Source organism: Pseudomonas sp. DC1.2 (assembly GCF_034351645.1).
GTDB lineage: Bacteria > Pseudomonadota > Gammaproteobacteria > Pseudomonadales > Pseudomonadaceae > Aquipseudomonas.
In genome coordinates this window covers 2902668-2921594 of sequence record NZ_CP133782.1, presented here as the reverse complement: position 1 = coordinate 2921594, position 18927 = coordinate 2902668, and the positions used below count along the sequence as shown (strand labels likewise).

Here is an 18927-nt window from a genome sequence, read left to right as displayed (position 1 = left end):
AGTCAAGAGGTACGCAATGGAAGGTTTAGTGAAGCTGGACCGAATCGACATCAGCATTCTGGTTGAGCTGCAAAAAGACGGGCGTATGACAAACGTCAGCCTCGCCGATGCCGTAGGTTTATCCGCCAGCCCCTGCTTGCAGCGGGTCAAACGATTAGAGTCGGCGGGGTATATCTCCAGCTACAAAGCACATCTGAACTTAGCGAAGATCACCGACTCGGTGACGGTGTTCACTGAGATCACGTTGAGCGACCACAAACGCGAAGACTTCGCCAAATTCGAGTCCAACATCCGTCTGGTGGACGAAGTGCTTGAATGCCATTTGATCAGTGGTGGCTACGATTACCTGGTGCGCTTCATGACCCGCAGCATCCAGCACTACCAGGAAGTGATCGAAAGCCTGTTGGACAAAAACATTGGCATCTCCAAATACTTCAGCTACATCGTCATCAAGTCACCGGTGCTCAAGGACGGCGTACCGTTGCGCAAGCTGCTGCGTCACTGATAACGTTCCGCGCCCGTGCATCCGTGCCCTGTGACACGACGTTAACGAAAGAGCTAGGCAGGCCTTCGACTTAGCATAATTTTTTTGAAATCAAGGGGTTGTCAGCATCGGGAAATGAGTACATAATTCACGCCATCGAAAGCGCTGCCAGCTGAAAAAGCTCAACGTTTTCAAAGAGATAGAGAGCGAATGAAATTTCGTTTGAAGCTCAAAGTTTGTACGCGTTTGATGTCGTGCTACTGACATCAAGCGTTTGAGGCCGAGTAGCAAAATGGTTATGCAGTGGATTGCAAATCCACCTACGCCGGTTCGATTCCGACCTCGGCCTCCACTTTAAACTAGCTCCGTAGATCGTTGATCTACGGAGCTTTTTTATTTTTTACCCCTTGTAAGATTTAGCCTTGAAAAGGGCATTTGCGAACTTGCTTCGCGGGTGAGGGATGTATATATTTCCACCTCTGCTGCACACGCGTTACAACTGTCAGATAGCTACAGCTGGCAACGTTTAGATTGTTTAACCGCGCTACCGCCCGAATGGCGAAATTGGTAGACGCATGGGACTTAAAATCCCCCGTTCGTAAGGACGTGCCGGTTCGATTCCGGCTTCGGGCACCATTTAAAATCAAGGGTTTGCGGGCGAAAGCTGATGCAAACCCTTGTTTGTTTCCGGTCCGCTATTTTTGATCTGGTGCGCAACTCACTTCGTCGGTGACGCTTTTTGGGGCTTTCGGTTGCGGCATCGATGCCAGCGACTCAGCCAAGGAGGATGAAGCGGAAGGATCCATAGGTATAAACACACATCAACGTAAAGATGACGCAGTAGAGTTCCGGCTTTACCAGCTGTGGTGAAAGCTATGGAATCGATTCATGTAGGCCTCCCTGAAGTCGAAGTTGCCCGCTGAACGGGCTGCTAAGTGGCGTGGCTACGCGCAGCAACCGGTGGCCTCTTGCTGGATATGAGCTCAACTCGCCATTCAGCGTCTGTTCAGTAAAATTGGTGCTTTGGAGTCGAATGTGCTCGCGGGACCACAATGGTTCAATGGAACGGGATAGGCGTGGCAGTGCTGGGTGGCTCGGTAGACGTATTGTTCTACGGCAAACAGGCAGAAGGTTTTTGAACCGCTGATACCCCTAGCCGCCAAGATGCGTCCGGCGTCCCACGCGGTGCGGCCATTTCACCGTAGCGCCTGTGACGTGACTTCCGCCGTCCACGGCTACGCTGGCCATTAGATTCGCCGAGGATCTCCAGTGTGCTCAGTGCCGGCTTGCAACATCGGATACGGTGGAAGGCATAGCAGAGGTGAAGCTGGGGAGGGCGGCTTCTAGCCGATTGCAGCCTGTCTGAAAGGACTACAGCTGACCGATTTTGGTCGATTGCGATCTCTCGCGATAGTTCGGTTCTTGGTCGAGAACGGTCAGACACGATCGTCCGTTGATGATCCATTACAGTTAACTCATCTCAACGAACGACCAGGACCGCAGTTAGGCTACCTATCCAATTTGTCTGTTGAAAGCGGGTAAAGTACCGTGCAGTTTTTTGTGGGCTGTATGTAGATAGACTTCAATAAGGGGTACTACATCTGGGTCAGAGACAGCGATCACTTGCCTCAATTTGGGTGCGATGATCTTTACAAAATTGGTGTGCAGAAACTACATCCATACCGATCCTCCAATTCGTATCATCTCAATCGCAGTTTAATGTCGTAAGCATCCACTGGCGAACGTCTGGCCGATTGTTGTCTGTCACGAAGGGGTTGCAATCGACTCAGAGCAGTCATTCGCAAGGTGGAAAAAATTGGCCGGTTGTAAGCGGGAAATATACAGAGGAGGGGCGCCGAGTGCTTTCAGAACGCTGCATCGTGAGCGTCCATAGCTTCCGTCAAACTTCGATACCCATCGCTCCGATCGCGCGGCGAAACCTCGATGAATAGCTCAATCAACTGACTATCAAGGAAGGTTTGATTAGAGGTGTCCAATGGCAGGTTAAAAAAATCAGCGCTTTGTACTGTGTACAGTGAGGTTTGGAAATTTAAAAAACAGACGTATCTCACTGCCGCCGAATCGCTGAGCCGGCGCCATGTAATGATTTGCTGGTAGGTGTCTCCAAGAAATCCCATGTTCATTTACCTTCTTACTATGCTGGAACGCAGGAGGTGAAGGTATAGCAGTTACATATCACTCTTTGCTTTGACTACGCGTAATTTCGCAGATGCCTTGGGCATCGATGGCGGTTTCTGGTCGTAATCGGCGAAGTCTGAATGACCGTATATGGACTCCCCCTCATTGCAAGCCCCGTTGCTCTGGCGCCCGTGCCGACTGCACACGTATATTCGGCCTCTAAATACGGCATCGTTTCGATGCAGGGCCATGATGGGCTATTCGCGCGCCGGCTCCCGATCGCTTTTTCGTGCTTTTCGCACTTGGACATTCAAGGGTTTTGCCGACGCCGGTTCGACCGGTTTGCCATCGTTCAGGTTGCTTCGCAATCGTGGTTAAGAGTTGTTTCTCTCGTAGAACACGTCGGGTAAATAGATCAGGCCGCTGCCTGATTCGGTTGGTAATCAGTGCCGTGACGCAGCATTGCCCATGGACGAGCCCCCTGAAAGACAGGACACCGTTTCCCCCTTAACATAAGGGATAGGCAAACGACTGTGTATATGACTAATAGAAACGATAAGGGTGGGGAGCTTTTGGGTCAGGAGCGGCGTCGCCGCTGGAGCCCGGAGCAAAAACTGGCCATGGTTCGCGAGAGCCTGCAACCGGGGCAAAGCGTCTCGGTGGTGGCTCGACAGAATGGCGTGAATGCCAACCAGTTGTTTCAGTGGCGCAAGCTCTATCAGAGCGGCAGTCTCTCGGCTGTCAGTGCTGGGGAGAGCGTGGTGCCCGCTTCCGAGCTGGCCGATGCGCTCAAGCAGATCCGCGAGCTACAGCGCATGCTTGGCAAGAAAACCATGCAGGTCGAGATCCTTCAGGAAGCTGTGGAGATTGCTCGGTCGCGAAAATGGATTGCGCACTCACCCTTGTTGCCGGGGGACGACCAGTGAAGCTGATCAGTGAAAGTCTCGGTGTAGCGCGCTCGCAATTGACGGTTCGACTCAACCCAAATGCTCAGGTCGAGCGGCGTCGCCCTGCGCTGGACGATGCCGCACTGGTCGAAGAAATTCAGGCTGAAGTGAGTGAACTGCCCAGCTACGGGTACCGCCGTGTGTGGGGGTTGCTGCGTCGTCGGCGTGAAAAGCAGAGTCAGGCGCCGATCAACGTCAAGCGGGTTTATCGCGTCATGCGCGATCATCAGTTGCTGCTGGAGCGACGGATTAAACAACCGGGTGTGGCACGCCGTCACGAAGGCCGAATTGCCGTGGCCACCAGCGATACCCGGTGGTGCTCGGACGGGTTTGAGTTTCGCTGTGATGATAACGCCAAGCTGAGCGTGACCTTTGCCCTGGACTGCTGCGACCGCGAAGCCATCGGTTGGGTGGCCAGCCCGACCGGGTACAGCGGCGACGATATCCGTGATCTGATGCTGGAGGCGGTGGAAAAACGCTTCGGTGAAGAGGCGCCTGCCACCCCGGTGCAATGGCTGAGCGACAATGGCTCGGCCTACATCGCTGAACAGACACGCCAGTTTGCCCGACAGATCGGTTTGCAACCGGTGACCACACCGGTGGGTAGCCCGCAGAGCAACGGCATGGCCGAGAGCTTCGTCAAAACGATGAAACGCGACTACGTCGCGCACATGCCCAAACCTGACCGGGAAACAGCCTTGCGTAACCTGACGATTGCCTTTGAGCATTACAACGAGGAGCATCCGCACAGCGCGCTGAAATACCGTTCACCACGGGAGTTTAGGCGTTTGGCAGCGGCATCAATTTAACGGGGTGCAGGTGTCCGGTTTGATAGGGGCCAGTCCAGCCCAAGCCATGCGTGTAGTTTTGTTGGCCAGCGCAATAGCGGCCACATTGGGATGCGATCGCTCGGCTAAACGAACGGCCCACTGGCTGAGCCGATCCTCTTTGGATTTGGCTGTGCGTAGCGCCGAGCCTGCGCCATGCACCATCAATGTATCGCAGATACGTATCACCGCGCTTGCTGATACCGAGTAGTCGATCCTTACCACCAGAACTGTGTTGCCTCGGTGTCAGTCCCAGCGAGGCGGCAAACTGTCGGCCATTGGCAAACTGACGGGCATCACCGAGAGCGACGACGAGCGCTGTGGCGATCATTGGACCGACACCGCGCAGCTGTTGAAGGCGAACGGCGGACGGCTCGTTTGTCGCGATCGCAGTGATCTCGCCGTCGAGCTGGCAAACACGCCCATCCAGCGCACGAAGGTCGTCCCACAAACCATCCAGCAGACGACGAAAGCGTGCCGTCAAACCGTTATCCGCATCCCCTAGCCAGCATGGTATTGCACGACGCAGCATCAGCAATTCCTTCGGTGCAACGAGACCGTACTCGGCGACCAGCCCGCGGATCTGATTGGCTTTGGCCGTCCGCTGTTCGATTAAGCCGGCCCGGATGCGATGCGTCGCCTGGATATCCTGTTGTTCAATGGTCTTGATGGCGACGAAGCGCATGCTGGGACGGCTCATCGCTTCACAGATCGCCTCGGCATCGTTCGCGTCGTTCTTGTTGCTCTTGACGTACGGTTTGACGAACTGCGGCGCGACCAGCTTTACCCGAAATCCGTGGGCTTGTAGCTGCCGAGCCCAGTGATGCGCACCGCCACAACTCTCCATCCCGATCTCACAGCCAGGTTCGATCTTTTCCAACACCGTTTGCAGCCAGCGATCACGCGGTAGGCGCTGCCGCCAGACGGGTAGCTCATGACAATCCACGCCGTGGATCTGAAACACGTTCTTGGCCAGGTCGACCCCAATTCGCATAAGCTTCATGTGTGGACGCCTTCTCACCGTTGACTGTGGTTCGCACTTTCAGTCTGGCACTCAAGATGCCGAAGTGAGGAGAAGTCCATCCCATTGCTTTTGGCTGTGGATTCAACCGGTCGACGCAGCACACTATCGACTCAAAAACATCAAAATCGAAGATTTTTCTCAAAATTGAGCCAGAACAATTCATCTGGCTAACGCTCCTGGCAAAGGTAATACTCCGGCCAATAATCCAGCAAAAAAGGTGAATTGCCTTGGGGACTGCAAAGAGAGTGCTTGTTGTGCTTTTCTCTACCGTGATGGTGTTATTAGTTTTGTATTTTGTCGCACGGTCGGTGGCGAGTGCCCGACAGGGGTACTCTTGGTCCGAGATGGATTGGGAACAAAAGGGAAATACCTCTTTGGGTGATTTTCTCGCCGCCAGTGATATTGGAAAACGCGAGGTGGTCAAGGATGGTAAAAAATGTGCGGAGTATTACGCATACAAGGATGGCATAACGGTGAAAATAGTTTGCTTGGAAAACTAGTCACCGCCTTTGAGCAACCAACGCGAGTATCGGGTCCCCCCAGCAAGCAGATGCTCCCTTTTTGCCTTGGTGGTGTAAAAACGTAGGCACCGGTTTGAAGCCTGCGTCGCGACGTAAAATCTGCCAGCGCTTAGTTATTTAGCGGACCTGAAATTTGCGTAACTAAGCAATTTTCGCACCAATTCCGAACCTCAAATCTGCTCTAAAACGTTTTTACACAGCCTCGGCCGATAGCAGTCAGTGAAAACGGGATGGAGACGAACTGCTAAAATCAAGTTTTTGAGAGAGAGCTATGTGCCCAATAGGGCGCTCCAAGGTGACACTTCGCATGTTCGGTGACGACCTAAATCCTGATGAGTTGACGAATTTACTTGGATGTCCACCTACGCGCGCTCAAACCAAAGGCCTGCCTATCAAGGCAGGCTCGGATTTTGAAGCCAAAACGGGGGGCTGGAGGCTAGAGGCGACGGAGTCGAGCCCAGAGGATTTAGATGGTCAAATCGCTGAGCTACTCAGCAAGCTTACGCCCGACCGCAGTGTGTGGGCGCGAATAGGTGCGCGGTTTGAAGTAGACCTGTTCTGCGGTCTGTTCATGAGCAATGACAACCAGGGTTTATCACTGTCGGTTACAAGCCTTGACGCGTTGTCACGTCGAGGTATAGAGCTGTCCCTTGAAATTTACGGGCCGTAAGGTATTCGGTCGAGCTTGCGATATCCGCTCTCGACTGCGGATTCAATATATCGATGCAACACACTAAACGCTGTGCATACTCTATAATCTGTAGAATAAATGAAGAAATGTGCTTCCGCCTTATTCGGGGATCAATCAATGAGTGGCGAAAGAGAGTTTAAATTTCGCGGACAGGCATGGATAGTTGTTTGGCTTTTGTTTATGTTGAGCGTGCATATCATCCTGGGCGGGATATGGATCACCCGATCATTTAATACCGGAGGGGGGATTTATTTGCTTATATCATTACCTTTTACTGTTTTCGTTGGCGGACTGATATTGCGCGGTCGCTCAGATATTGTGATTGATGAATATTGTATCTCTCGACGTCTTTTTGGCAGAGTCTGGCAAAAATTCGAATGGAGCAATATAGAGCTTGTTACGGAATTTTCGATACCTAACCAGTACAGTAAGACAGCTATAAGAGGGATTAATATATTCCCTAAGGTAAAACCAAAATACCGAATGACCCCATCAGGGAAAATGGGTTTTACGGATCAGTCTGAAAATAAATCAGAGCTAATAAGGCTGATCAATGTGTACGCTCAGAAAAATAATATAACTACAGAATTATCTACAAGAAAATCAACCTAAATATAGACTCTCCTTCCACGTGCGTTGCTTTACTCCTTTTTTGGGTAGTCACACCATTTACAGAAAACATGTTTCGTGGCTATGGGGGCAAATCGAAATGCCTTGTTCCCGCACTTGGGGCAGCGCACATTTGTAAGTTTTATCAGTAGTATGAAGGCAACGGCTGCCCAGCCAATGTTAAGTGAGGTAAGCACCCACCCAGGTGGTTTGCCCCAAAAAAAGTCTATTGATGTTAGCGTTATAGAATCAATCAAAAATCCAATAGGTAGCCACAGCCAGAACATTTTTCGGTGCCGACGTACATTTTTTGAAAGTTGGTTTTCATGGTAGGGCGTCATGTTTATTTAATCTCGGGTAGTAATGCCGTGTCCGAGAATCATAGACCCTGACGGCTAACATCGGTGGAACTGATGCTGTTGCTCTGACCATCGGGAGCGTTGGTGTATTCGCGGTAAGTGCTTCGGAAAGGAAGTTGGCCGCTATCAGATAGGTGACGGTACAATTCGATTGACTGCTTTTGGCCGTTCTCTGCCCGTCGCGACCGGCTGAAAACGACCCAGAGCGACCGTCTCGTTTGGGTCGAGAGCAGGCAGGGCCTAACATCCGCTCATTGCTCAAAACGGCCGACCTATCATGCCTCATACCAGGTGGTAAATCATGCACTACGCTTTGACTTCAGCAGATCGTTGACGGGATATAGCGTTCTTCAGTGTCGAGGCCTCCACGCTGTCCGCACGTGTCGGTTCGGTCCCAGCGGCGTTGCTGACACACAGTTTTTAAAGCAACCTTTTAGGCGGCCAATGAGCCGAGTCGAGAGATGGATATAAAAGAGTTTTGCCTCGCTCATGAATTCGAAGTGAACGCCACCGGTGATCAGAGCATCACGTTGGGCAACGACGTGTCGGTTGATGTGGTGGGCGGTGGCAATACGATTTTCGTTGCAGGCACCGGCGATGTCTTGGCGGATTCGGGTGACACGATTGCAAGCAGCAATGTCTCCCTAACGATTATGAACACCTCGGGGGCTGCTGACCTTATCAGCGGCGAGGGCGATACGATTACGGCCAACCACAGTTCGATTTCGTTCGGTGGGGTGAGTGAGGTTTTGTCCGGGATCTATGACACGGTTGGGTTGGAAACGGGTAGTTCGCTGACGCTTTCGCTCTATGACGACACCCTCAACCTGAATTCAGGTGCCAGCGTGTTCATTAGTGGCGGCGTTGGCAATGGCAACATCATCAATGGAAAAGGAGGGCAGGTGTGACATCTGACCCTGATCATCATAGAGCGTATGGAATTAGCTCAACTAAATAGCCGTTTAGTTGAATTATCAATGTGTTAGCGGGAATTTTCGATTTGTCCGCAGTTATCGCGTAAGTAACGGAAAAAAACGGGAGTGGGCACGCGCTTCGCTGGCTTCCAACGAAATCAGTGCCAAAATTTGCACCTGTGGCCAGGTGCCAAGCTAGTCTAAACAATCAACGGAAGAATTGCGCATACCGACTCGAATTACGGTGAATCGCCATCGATAAGTCCGTTCAATTTTAGCGGGATAAATCCGCTTGTTAATCATTTCAGTGGCGACCGGAGGGACCGATGTGAATATGTATGGCAGTACCTATTTAACAGTTAAAAGAGGAATAAATTTGGTGATTAAATTTCTTCACCGATCGGGTTGCAAAGCGTTGAACGGAGCCAATCCTGAAAAAAACGTCTCAAATTGCCCATTTTTCCCGCAACCAGTTCCGTTTTCAAATGCTAAGCGGAGGTGCCGTTACCGTCGCTTAGCAACGACAAATTTCTTCAATCTAATCAATGCTTTAGAAGAGACTCTCGCTAAAAAAGGATGTCTTCTTTCAAAAAAGTGGTTTTATGGTTTGATCCTATCTAATTGATTTAACTAGAAATTTTAAACGACCAAGCGTTCCCGCCTTTAGCTGACATTCACAAGAGCCCCCCAGCTCCGCACGTGATGCTTCGCATAATGTATATTATGTTAAACGACAGGTCATGTCATAGATGTTCATGAGCTGTCTAAGCCACTGATTCGACAAATCCGTTTCTGACGTCCACTCTCTCAACGGGCCATGTTCGTCGTGTTCATGACTAGTCATTCAATGTGGTGGCTGCCGATGAAGCTGATTCAGTGCCGTTTCTCTTCAGGTCAGCGTGTTCCGCTGCTCGTGCACGCTGGTAACGCGGAGCCGTTGCCCATACTCGTTCCGTTCATCTACGTCCAACTCAGACTCAGGCACCGGGCTTACAATACGGCGGCGGCACATCTGCGCGCGATCCAGGCTTTCTATATCTATGCCAAAAGCCGTGACCTCAATATTGATGACGCCATCTTGGCCTGCCAATTCGAATCGATTTTGGCTTTACTGGACGGTTACGCCATTTGGCTCCAAAGCGGCCGTCAAGCCGACAACCTGGTCGCCCGAATCGGCAAAGCTGAAACGGCACCTTTTCCGTATATCGATCCGCGTACTCGTGACCAGTACCTGCGTTTGCTGAAGCTATACCTGTCCTGGTGTGTCACCCGATACATCCCGCGCGCTCGTCAAAATCCAACCACCCTGGCTAACATCGAGGTTGTATTTGCAGATGTCGCCGACGTCATTGAGCGGCGCTTTGAGAGCCATATCATCAACGTTCGGCAGGACCGCGCTCGTTACCGCAGCCTGACGGATACGCAACTCCAGATCATTCGCACATTGATTCGCCCCGGCGCTACGGAGAATCCGTTCCCGGAAAGGCTGCAGCTGCGCAATTGGCTAATGATTGAATTACTACTGGAGACCGGTATGCGCCGAGGGGAGCTTCTAAAGCTCTACACCACCGATGTCAATGAGGGTTCTCAGCATGCCTATGTCAGCATCAATGACCGCGAACATGATCCCGGCGACCCGCGCGCTGAAGAGCCTGCGCTGAAAACACACGGACGAACAGTAGGTATCTCCGCGCAGTTGTATGAGGTCTACGAGCGTTATATCCAGGGCGAGCGACGCCCCCTGCGTAATGGCAAACCAATGAAATTGCTGTACCGCTATTTGTTCATCTCTGACCGAGGTCGCCCGCTGTCGATCCGCGCGTTGTCTAACGTCCTTGATCGGCTGTTTCTGACCATTGAACTGGCTCATCCGGGGTTGTTGCCTACACTTTCCGCGCATGACTTTCGCCACACCTTTGCCGATCGGTTTTTGGCTTACCTTGTCGAGAAGCGTGGGTATGACCTCGAGCGGGCCACGGACGAACTCCGGCGAGTCTGCGGTTGGTCCGACACTTCGACGATGCCACGCCGTTATGCAAGTCGTTATCTAGCCGAGTCGGCTAACCTCCACAACGCCCAGCGTGCTTCGGCAGCCTGGAGCCGACTTGACAGTTAAGGAGGTTCGCCGTGACCAAATCAGCCGATCAAGAACACGCTTCACCCTCCTCCTCTTTTCAGACCTACGCGTTCGAGGGTCCGGCTCAGGTCGCGATTCGAACTCGCACCACTGACCAGCCACGATATGTCGATACCCGGATGCCGGTGTGGACGTGGTACGACGGTGGACTCGCGATGAAAATCGATTGGGCTGCACTCCAATTGAATTCGGAGCTAATAGAAATAGGCAAAGGTTTTATGGCCTATGCACTTGAGAAATATGCTCCTCGAACCGCGGTAATGTTCGCAGATACCCTACGCTTTTTATCTAGTACAAATCTCGCGACCGGACTTCCTTGGGACACCCATCAACTGGTCACTGCTCTCGAGAAACTCAAAAAAACGAGGGCGGTACTTATAGGATTTCGAAGGTTTTACCGATGGGCAATGGATAGAGGAATCAATGGCTTCGATCCAATCACCTACTTAAAAATCAAGGATGTGAAATCAGATCGAGTTGACCCGTATGCGCGAATTTTTCTCTCGCAGTCTGGTTTAGACCTCGATGAGGAAGTTCGATTGCTCAAACGCATTGAACGAGAGGTTTCACCTATCTCTTGGGAGGAGGCCCAGTTCAATATAGTACTTCACTTAGGTTTCGAACTCGCACCACGCTCGATTCAATTCCACTCGCTTGACATCGCGGATTTTGAGTTCATTGAAAGCGCTGATCATGAGAGGTACTACACCCTGTGGCTACCTATGGCCAAAAAGGTCGGCCAGCGCAGGCCTGAGCGACGGCCCCGCAAAGTCACCTCCCGACTAGGTGAAAAAATCTCACGCCACATCTCGGAAATTCAACGCCAATTTGGCAGTGACTGCGGACCATTATTTGTCAGTCCTAATGGAAAACGTCTGTCAGTTAACGAAATCGGTATAGGCCTTAAACATGAACTGCGTGAAGCAGGGATAGACAAGCCTAACCAGGTAACTATCTTGTTGCGTCATCACCTCGGGCAAGGTTTGGCTGACCAGGGAACACCGGCAGACATGATTGCCGAACTGCTTGGCCACAACAGCACAGTAGCGGCGCGCGCTTACGTCACGGCAACTCCCAACATTGCCCGGATCAAAGAAAAAGCACTCGGCAAGAGTCCCGCCTATCAACGCATTATGCGCAGTCTCTTGACCGGGGAAGTCGTGCAACGCCGCGATACTGTTGCCGAAAGAGCGATCCGTGGCGTGATCGACACACAGTACATTGGGGACATCGGTGCATGCGCCCTCCCGGTTCATACGCACTGCCCCTACAATCCCGTCTACGCCTGCTACACCTGCAAGAAGTTCCACCCCTTTGCTGACGGCCGCCATGAGCAGGTAAAAGAGGCGCTGCAACTAGAAGCGCAACGGTTCATAGACGTGGCAGAACAAGCCGGAGATCTCATTCACAACCGGCCCCTCGCCCAGCATCAGACAACCATCCTGGCGGTAAGCGCTACGATCGAGCGCTGCCGGAAACACACGGAGGATGCCGCAGATGACGCAGTCTAGGGCAAGGCAGAGTCTCGAAGGCTTCATTAAACAGGAACAAGTGGTTTTTCGGTCATTACCGATTACAACGCCGTGGGCATCAACATTGTGGTCGGTCGAGCGTTGGTTGCCGCAACGGCTAAAGCAACAGACCATAACCTTTGAAACACATCGACAATCGCTTGAAAGGTATGGCTATTCTGTTCCTCCTAAAACTGCCCTCCCCTTGGGTTTCCAGGATTTTTGCAAGGCACTAATCGTATATCTGCAGCGCACCCGGAGTCTGAAGTTTTCTATGGTCGCTGCGTACAATATTGCCGTCCGGCGACTGTACAACCCGTTATTTGAACGCGGCGTATCCGACCCCACAGAGTTGACTCGGGACGATTTTGACCGCGTCGTAGGATTTCTCCGCGAGAGTGGCTACAAGAATCTTTACGATGCGGTCTCTCACCTTCAGGTAATAGCGGATACGATTGATAAAATGCAATTAACCGAGATCGCCATCCACTTTGAGCATGATGCCAAACCAGAAAACCGTCGCCACGACTACATTTCATTGCACGATCCTGATCGTGCGGTAAAACAGCGTAAATCTGATGATAAATTGCCTTCTCGCGAGGCGATGGAAGCTTACGCTCTGTGTTCGAACAAGCCGCTCAGTGACGGCGAAGAAGTATTGTTACGAGTAATCGATTTATTGATCGCGACAGGGCAACGAGGCAATGAGGTAGCAGTAGTCCCCTATGACTGTTGGGTCGAAAGGCCGATCAAAGGGGCGACAGGCGAGGTGGTTGTAGATGCCTACGGCAGGCCTCTGGTCGAATGCGGGATCAGGTATTTTGCGGAAAAGCAATTTCAATCTCGTGTGCATTGGCTCGCAGAAAGCGACATTCCTTTGGCGAGGCGTGCTATTGAGCGGTTAAAAATTTTAACTATCGAGCAGCGTAAGATAGCGCAATGGCAAGAAAAAAATCCAGGCCGTATTTGGGAGCACTTGTCGAATACAATTTTGCCAGAGAATGAAGTCATCAAGTGGTTAGGCTTTAGCAACTTCAGAAACCTGGGTCTTTATTTAGATCGCAACGGCGTGCATCCCGTTGGCTGGTCGGATGAAGGTGATGAAGAATATCGCTGTTACTCTGCCGGAGAGATTGAGACTCTCATCGCACCTAAAGTCGGTGACCATGTAACCCTGGCAGAAGCTCATTCCAGCGGGCTTCAAGTAATACTTAGAACTAGCGAAACATTGGCCATTGCCTTCGACGGTCAATTTCGTTGCGGTGGACGTGAGGAAAATATATTTCGTGCAATACCGCGCCGGGTGACCTTGCAAGATATCAATCGGGCGCTGGGCGCTGATCCGCGATACCCATCTATTTTTTCCCGCCGGTCGTTCGTTGAAGCCGATGGAAATCCGATTCGGCTAACCAGTCACCAACCTCGACACTGGCGAAACTGTAGTGGTCAACTAATCCCGGACACGACGTTAAGTTTTTTCTCGGCCTGAGCTGGCGCGAGCCCAGCGTTGAATTGATGGGGCCGAATCCAGTTGTACCGATGCATCAAAAAATGACTGATGTCGCGCTGGGCCTCTTGGGCCGTTCGGTAGCCCGTGGTTGGAATCCATTCGGTTTTCAAACTCCGAAATACCCGCTCCATCGGCGCATTGTCCCAGCAGTTTCCTCGGCGACTCATGCTCTGGCGCATTCGATAACGCCAGAGCCGCTGGCGGAACAAACGGCTCGCATACTGCGACCCTTGATCCGAGTGAAACAGCAACCCCTGAGGCCTTCCACGTTGCTGGTAGGCCATGTCCAGCGCCTTGATAACCAGCTCGGCGTCCGGCTTTTCCGACAATGCCCAGCCCACTATCCGACGCGCACAAAGATCCAGCACAACAGCCAGGTAGTGCCATTTGCCTTGGGCCCAGATGTAAGTAATGTCGCCGCACCAGACCTGATTGGGCGCGGGGACATCGAACTCCCGATTCAACGTATTCGGGATATCCAGTCGTTCAACCGTCGCTCGTTTATAGGCGTGAGAACCAGGCTGTTTGCTCACAAGCTCAAGTTCGCGCATTAAGCTACGTACTTTGAACCGGCCCAGTTGCTCACCGTCTTCACGCATCATCGACAAGATGCTGCGGCTGCCCGCAGCACTGCGACTTTGCGTGAACAGTTCATTGACCCGACTGCGTAGCCGAAGCCGCTCAACATCAGGAGTCCGGCGTCTGAGACGCTGGGCGTAGAAACACGAGCGGGTGACTTCAAACACCTTGCACAGCCAATCAACCGGCTCGTGGACGCTCAGCTGGTCAATCAGCGCGAACGCTCGTGATCTTCCGACATCAAGAGCGCGGTAGCCTTTTTTAAGATGGATTTCTCTCGCTCAAGTCGAGCGATACGAGCTTCCAGTTCCTGAATTTTCTGCTGTTCCGGTGTCAGCGCCTTGCTCTGCGGGGTAACGCCTTGGCGTTCCTTCTGGACTTGATCGACCCAACGGCGCAAGGCCGATTCGCCGACACCGAGTGAACGGCTGGCTTCGATGTAGCTGTAGTTTTGCTTGAGTACGAGGTCGGCAGCCTCGCGTTTGAATTCAGCGGAAAACACACGGCGTTGTTTGGTCATCTGACACCTCGATCTGGCGAGCATTCTCGCCTAAATGGGTGTCCGGTTTCATTAGACCACTACAAATCCGATCTCCCTCGACGAACTGTTTTCCCGAATTCGAACGGAACTGCCAAGCGAGATGAAATGAACATCTGACGGATTACGTTCCATAAGCAAAGGGGATCAACGGAAGACTGTGGGTTGTAAGGCTTGTGCTAGCATCCAATTTGATCCGAAGATCGAGGTCAGCACCGATGAAGCACCCAGTAAAGCCGGAAAATAGTCTCTCTGAAATTTTGGAAGGTAAACGGAAACGCCGTGATGCGTTAATGCTTGCCGTTAGCCTTGCTTCGCCGTCCGAGCTAGAAGAATCTGCTCAGCGTTTGAAAGAGGTGATGAAAAAGCCCGCTGGAACGCGCCGTCAACGCATTCCCCCACCAGAGTTCGCCCGATAGGCGAAACTTCGATTTCTACCCTCCTTAAAAACAGCGCAGCTGTGTCGATCGCGATGCTTGAATTGCTTGGACTGCTCGATGAAACCGACTCCGGTGGTAGCACTGATGTTCAAGAAACAATCATGAAATGGCTGCTGCCGCCCGCAGCGCGTTCGGGACGATGTCTACTGGTTAGTCGTCAAGCTCAATGAACATGAACCTACGCCAAGAACCACAAGGGGATGTTGCGCTCGGTAGTTGGTGCGCGGGCTACAGGCAATACCTGTTTCTTTGGAAATCCCCGGTGCGAGCTGACACCGGAAATGCATAATCAACTGAATAGCAATTAGAAACGACACGCACAGAATCGACGTGAAGATGAATCATCTCAAGGTCATGGGGCGCTGACCAGAAACCACGGCACCCGATTCGGAAAAATCAGCGATGCGCAAATCGCCCCAATTCGAGTAGCAAGATTTTGTAGCGAGGCGTCCTGGAGCATTTGCGGCTTGCATGCTGCTTCCCACCGCTGGGTAACATCCTCCACTGTCCATACTTTATGGCCGATCTGGAACACATGGTTGATGCCGTTGCGAACGAATGGTTGGCTAAACTCCAGATAGCTTTGGGGGATGAAGATGTTGAGGTGGGCGTGATCGAGGCTTACAAGGTTGAAATCCAACTCGTCCCGAAGCGAGTGCCTTTCACTGATCAGCAGGACGAGTGCCAGCGTCTCTGAGGGTGAGCTGCTCAAACTCTTCAAGGCAACGGAATCTTTATCTGCACGCGCCTTGAGATAAGCAAATACGTCTTTTGCGGGCAGTAAGGGCCTTGCGAGTCGTCCATCGTGCTCGATGAGTACATTGATCAGTTTACTGACCACCAGTTCCCCAAGACCGTTGAGTTCATCAATCTTGATGGCGGTGAGAAATGCTGCCCAGAACGGCGCTTCGTCCTCGCTCATTCCTGCCAAGACGCTCGCGTAATGCTCCATGAGGTACCCGCTCATCTCCTGTAGAGCTTCCAGGATAACGGTGTCACTGCGGCCGAGCTCCCTTGCCAAGTGCAGGGAAGCTCCGGCCCAGCCCAATATCCTGGAAATGCGTTGCGGAAGGTAGAACAGGTCAGGGATGCCATGGCGGCTCAACGAGCACGGGTCTTCTCGTAGCCCGGAGACGATTTCCGAAAGCAGGTACTCGATCTCGACCACGATCTCGTGCGCAAGCCCTATAACGCAGTCACCCGAGGCGCTGTCCTTTTGAGACGACTCAAGTAGCAGCGAGATACATGTCGCGCTTAACTCAACCCGTGCAAACAAATTGGAATGATGTCTCGCCCCCTTTTCCAGCGATTGCCACACACCACCGATGAAAGCGCCAGACGCATTGGGTATGTCTACCAAGCGATGGACAAATTTGGAAAGAACAGGGAAAAGGTTCTCAGCACTGAGTTCATGCTCTGGGGCGAACATCAGCTTGTACAGCTCGGAAGAGTGGCTGCTAATGGCTTGACCGGCAGGCGAAGCAGGCGAGATTCCAGTAATTGTTAGCAGGGACGATACCGAATTGTCGCTAGCGTGCGGATTCCCAGATAGCGGCATGTGACCATACAAGTTGACACTCCACACGGACGGCATCTGCTCGCCCCCGGTCTGGTCAGACACGTGTTGCGCGGCAGGACGACCGATATCCAGGAGGTCAAGCACTGCTGCCCTAGATCCCGTGTCGATCTCACCGTGCAACACCTTCAGAAGAGCGACAGTTCCGAACCCACCGAGGCTGTTCTCGGAGGCATATTGATCAGCCGCTGACGACACGAAAAATGATACGCCGAAGGTTTTAGCCTTGCCGATGACTTCTGGCTTCAACAAGATGCCTAGATTGGAGACCATGCCCCCTGCGTTGCAAGCATCAATAATGACATTGCAATGAGCAGCTTTGAGCTCGTTGAAATATTCAAAAAGACGACTGAGAGCAAATCCTGTCGTCGAGAGACGGTCTGCGCGGGTGTCGCTCAGACAGAAGAAGTAACTGTCATTAGCTTCTCCACCGTGACCTGCGAAAAAGAGGGTAAAGCTCTCGATCTCATCGTATCGGTCTTGTAGCCCTAGCAGCATCTCATCCAGCTGGCTTCTGGATGGGGATTTAAGTAAATATGAGTCTTCTTGGCTGATACGGCTCAATGGCCCGCTCGACAGAGCAGTGTGCATTGAAAGCGCGTCACGCTCGGCACCAGACAGTTTGTTCAGCGACTGATAGTCGTCACAGCCAATGCAAAGCAACACCCTGGCGCCCATCACTGTTCTCCTCTACGGAATTTAGCTTTCCGGGCGGCTTCCGCTGCCAGAGCCTGAGCACTTTTGAGCTTCGTCACCTCCTCGACCCTGGCTAGTAACTCTGGGGAGTGTAGTGACGGGTCGGTTCTCAAGCGGTGTGCCATGGCGGGGTGTACGCGAAACTCCGGAAGTGTTACCTCTCCATCCCGGCCAACAGAATACTCAACGGTTTCAATTGCCTTGAGCATCTGCTCGCCCAAATTGCTTGCCGCCCCATCAATGACATTACCGTGCTCTTCACAGGTGTCCGAGAGCATCTGGTAAAAAGCCCTCGCATAGCTGTCAGCCATGCTATTTGAAATTTCATCTGCTGTGCGCTCAATGATGTCGAGCTGGCCCTGCATAATGTCCTCGAAGCGCAATCTCGTTTCGTGTTCAATCGTTTGCATCTGATCGACGCGGTCGGGATCGTAGCTGTGGTGTGATTGCCAGGATCCACCATGGCTGAATCTCTGAATTTCATCGCCCCCACCGACCTGCTTCTGCGCACGATTGAGCCTCTCGCCGGTGGCCGCCATGAAAGCTTTCATGACGCTCTCTGCCTGGGTATCAAACGGGAAAGGATGGGATTTCCCCCTCATATTTTCATTCCTCAAAGAGTATGCGACGCCTCGTCAAGCACGACTATTAACGGGAACGGTATGACCCCGGGTCGAGACCGCAATGCTCAACGCGAGCACCGTGGGTCTGCTTATTGGCTAGGGGCGTAAGAATGACTGAAATCTGATGTAGTTCTGAGCCAAAGTTGGTAAGTGGTGCAGGTAGGCCAGATAAACCTTCAAAACCCTGGGAGCAGGAATACTAAGTTCCTCACCGCTTTGCAGTTGAACGCTCAACCGCAGCCCGCAGATCAAGCGTATCTGCGACATATATCGTGTCCAGAAACCGCTATCGATGATCGGCTCAAGCGTGTCTTCGGGGTCGAACTTGAATGTAAGCCCTTGACCCGGTTGAATCGTTTGTCCTGAGGCGTCCGAGCCTTTGGCATCCCAATGCAACCGGTAGGCGGGAGCGCACCACTGGATTTTGTTGAGGTAGAGGATTCTGTTTTGACGATTTCCGATACGGAAAACGATCTCGGGGGCATGGATCATATTTAGTTTTAGGTCACCCACCCATTGAAAAACGAGTTGCAAATGAGGTTGCGCGGGTTGCGGAGCCGTTATCTCTCGATATTCGGCAATGTGTCTTTTGAGTTTGTTGATAGCACGCCCGGCGGTGACAACCGTTACAATCGCCCCCCCCAATCGAAGCTGCGATCTTGATCAAAGCGCCCCAGTCCATTCCCAGCCTCCGCTAACCTTATCAAATGCAGACATTATCCTAGCGATGTAGGTGGGGCAATGATCACCAATGCGATCGACAGGAAGCTGAGTCAACGATAGGCACTTAAAGGATTTATAG

15 protein-coding genes, 2 tRNA genes and 1 pseudogene are annotated in these 18927 nt (G+C 52.2%); 13 read left to right on the top strand and 5 right to left on the bottom strand.

The annotated features are described in order from the left end of the window. The first annotated feature begins 16 nt into the window (after positions 1-16). From RHM68_RS13150 to RHM68_RS13135, 4 genes are all read left to right on the top strand, one after another. Positions 17-505 (top strand): Lrp/AsnC family transcriptional regulator, encoded by a 489-nt coding sequence (locus RHM68_RS13150; protein ID WP_008055821.1) that lies wholly within the window; start codon positions 17-19, stop codon positions 503-505. Between the two features lie 257 nt (positions 506-762). Beyond that, positions 763-836, top strand: a tRNA-Cys gene (locus RHM68_RS13145). Positions 837-1033: 197 nt separating this feature from the next. Next, a tRNA-Leu gene (locus RHM68_RS13140) sits at positions 1034-1120 on the top strand. 2042 nt (positions 1121-3162) lie between these two features. Continuing rightward, positions 3163-4379 (top strand): IS3 family transposase gene (locus tag RHM68_RS13135; protein WP_322215242.1). Its coding sequence is split into 2 segments (ribosomal slippage): positions 3163-3508 and positions 3508-4379, totalling 1218 coding nucleotides; the frame shifts between segments, so codons are not numbered across the junction. Here the strand turns inward: RHM68_RS13135 and RHM68_RS13130 are convergent. Next, positions 4371-5400 (bottom strand): annotated as a pseudogene (locus RHM68_RS13130) (IS110 family transposase). The gene RHM68_RS13135 and the pseudogene RHM68_RS13130 overlap by 9 nt on opposite strands. 248 nt (positions 5401-5648) lie before the next feature. Between RHM68_RS13130 and RHM68_RS13125 the strand changes: the two are divergent. The 8 genes from RHM68_RS13125 to RHM68_RS13090 all read left to right on the top strand — a co-directional run bounded on the left by RHM68_RS13125 (position 5649) and on the right by RHM68_RS13090 (position 13652). Further along, a complete protein-coding gene (locus tag RHM68_RS13125) occupies positions 5649-5921 on the top strand; it encodes a hypothetical protein (protein ID WP_322215240.1) in 273 nt (90 codons plus the stop codon). 328 nt (positions 5922-6249) lie between these two features. After that, on the top strand, positions 6250-6612 hold the full coding sequence (locus tag RHM68_RS13120) for a DUF4279 domain-containing protein (RefSeq protein ID WP_322215238.1): 363 nt from the start codon (positions 6250-6252) through the stop codon (positions 6610-6612). A 138-nt stretch (positions 6613-6750) separates the two neighbouring features. Then, positions 6751-7245, top strand: coding sequence for a hypothetical protein (locus RHM68_RS13115; protein ID WP_322215235.1), 495 nt, complete (start codon positions 6751-6753; stop codon positions 7243-7245). A gap of 817 nt (positions 7246-8062) precedes the next feature. Continuing rightward, positions 8063-8509, top strand: a complete 447-nt coding sequence (locus RHM68_RS13110; protein WP_322215233.1) for a hypothetical protein — start codon at positions 8063-8065, stop codon at positions 8507-8509. 334 nt (positions 8510-8843) lie between these two features. Next, complete coding sequence (locus RHM68_RS13105; RefSeq protein ID WP_322215231.1) at positions 8844-9140, top strand: hypothetical protein; 297 nt, start codon at positions 8844-8846, stop codon at positions 9138-9140. A 237-nt stretch (positions 9141-9377) separates the two neighbouring features. Next, positions 9378-10631, top strand: coding sequence for a tyrosine-type recombinase/integrase (locus RHM68_RS13100; protein WP_137205986.1), 1254 nt, complete (start codon positions 9378-9380; stop codon positions 10629-10631). A gap of 11 nt (positions 10632-10642) precedes the next feature. Beyond that, complete coding sequence (locus RHM68_RS13095; protein ID WP_322223623.1) at positions 10643-12163, top strand: tyrosine-type recombinase/integrase; 1521 nt, start codon at positions 10643-10645, stop codon at positions 12161-12163. Further along, on the top strand, positions 12150-13652 hold the full coding sequence (locus RHM68_RS13090; protein ID WP_322223621.1) for a hypothetical protein: 1503 nt from the start codon (positions 12150-12152) through the stop codon (positions 13650-13652). The genes RHM68_RS13095 and RHM68_RS13090 overlap by 14 nt, the downstream gene beginning before the upstream one ends. Here the strand turns inward: RHM68_RS13090 and RHM68_RS13085 are convergent. Next, positions 13610-14772, bottom strand: a protein-coding gene (locus tag RHM68_RS13085) for an IS3 family transposase (RefSeq protein WP_322220497.1) whose coding sequence is annotated in 2 segments (ribosomal slippage) — positions 13610-14520 and positions 14520-14772 — 1164 coding nt in all. Because the reading frame shifts where the segments join, the coding sequence is not laid out codon by codon here. The two genes, RHM68_RS13090 and RHM68_RS13085, sit on opposite strands and share 43 nt — an antisense overlap. A gap of 236 nt (positions 14773-15008) precedes the next feature. Between RHM68_RS13085 and RHM68_RS13080 the strand changes: the two genes are divergently transcribed. Then, a complete protein-coding gene (locus RHM68_RS13080; RefSeq protein ID WP_322223619.1) occupies positions 15009-15209 on the top strand; it encodes a hypothetical protein in 201 nt (66 codons plus the stop codon). Positions 15210-15582: 373 nt separating this feature from the next. Here the strand turns inward: RHM68_RS13080 and RHM68_RS13075 are convergent, their stop codons facing one another. The 3 genes from RHM68_RS13075 to RHM68_RS13065 all read right to left on the bottom strand — a co-directional run bounded on the left by RHM68_RS13075 (position 15583) and on the right by RHM68_RS13065 (position 18770). Beyond that, positions 15583-17484 (bottom strand): caspase family protein, encoded by a 1902-nt coding sequence (locus RHM68_RS13075; protein ID WP_322223617.1) that lies wholly within the window; start codon positions 17482-17484, stop codon positions 15583-15585. Beyond that, positions 17484-18053 carry a hypothetical protein gene (locus RHM68_RS13070; RefSeq protein WP_322223615.1) on the bottom strand — a complete coding sequence of 190 codons (570 nt, stop codon included), beginning with the start codon at positions 18051-18053 and terminating at the stop codon, positions 17484-17486. The genes RHM68_RS13075 and RHM68_RS13070 overlap by 1 nt, the downstream gene beginning before the upstream one ends. Positions 18054-18221: 168 nt before the next feature. Next, entirely contained in the window at positions 18222-18770 is a 549-nt protein-coding gene (locus RHM68_RS13065) for a hypothetical protein (protein WP_322223613.1), read from the bottom strand. Positions 18771-18927: the final 157 nt, after the last annotated feature.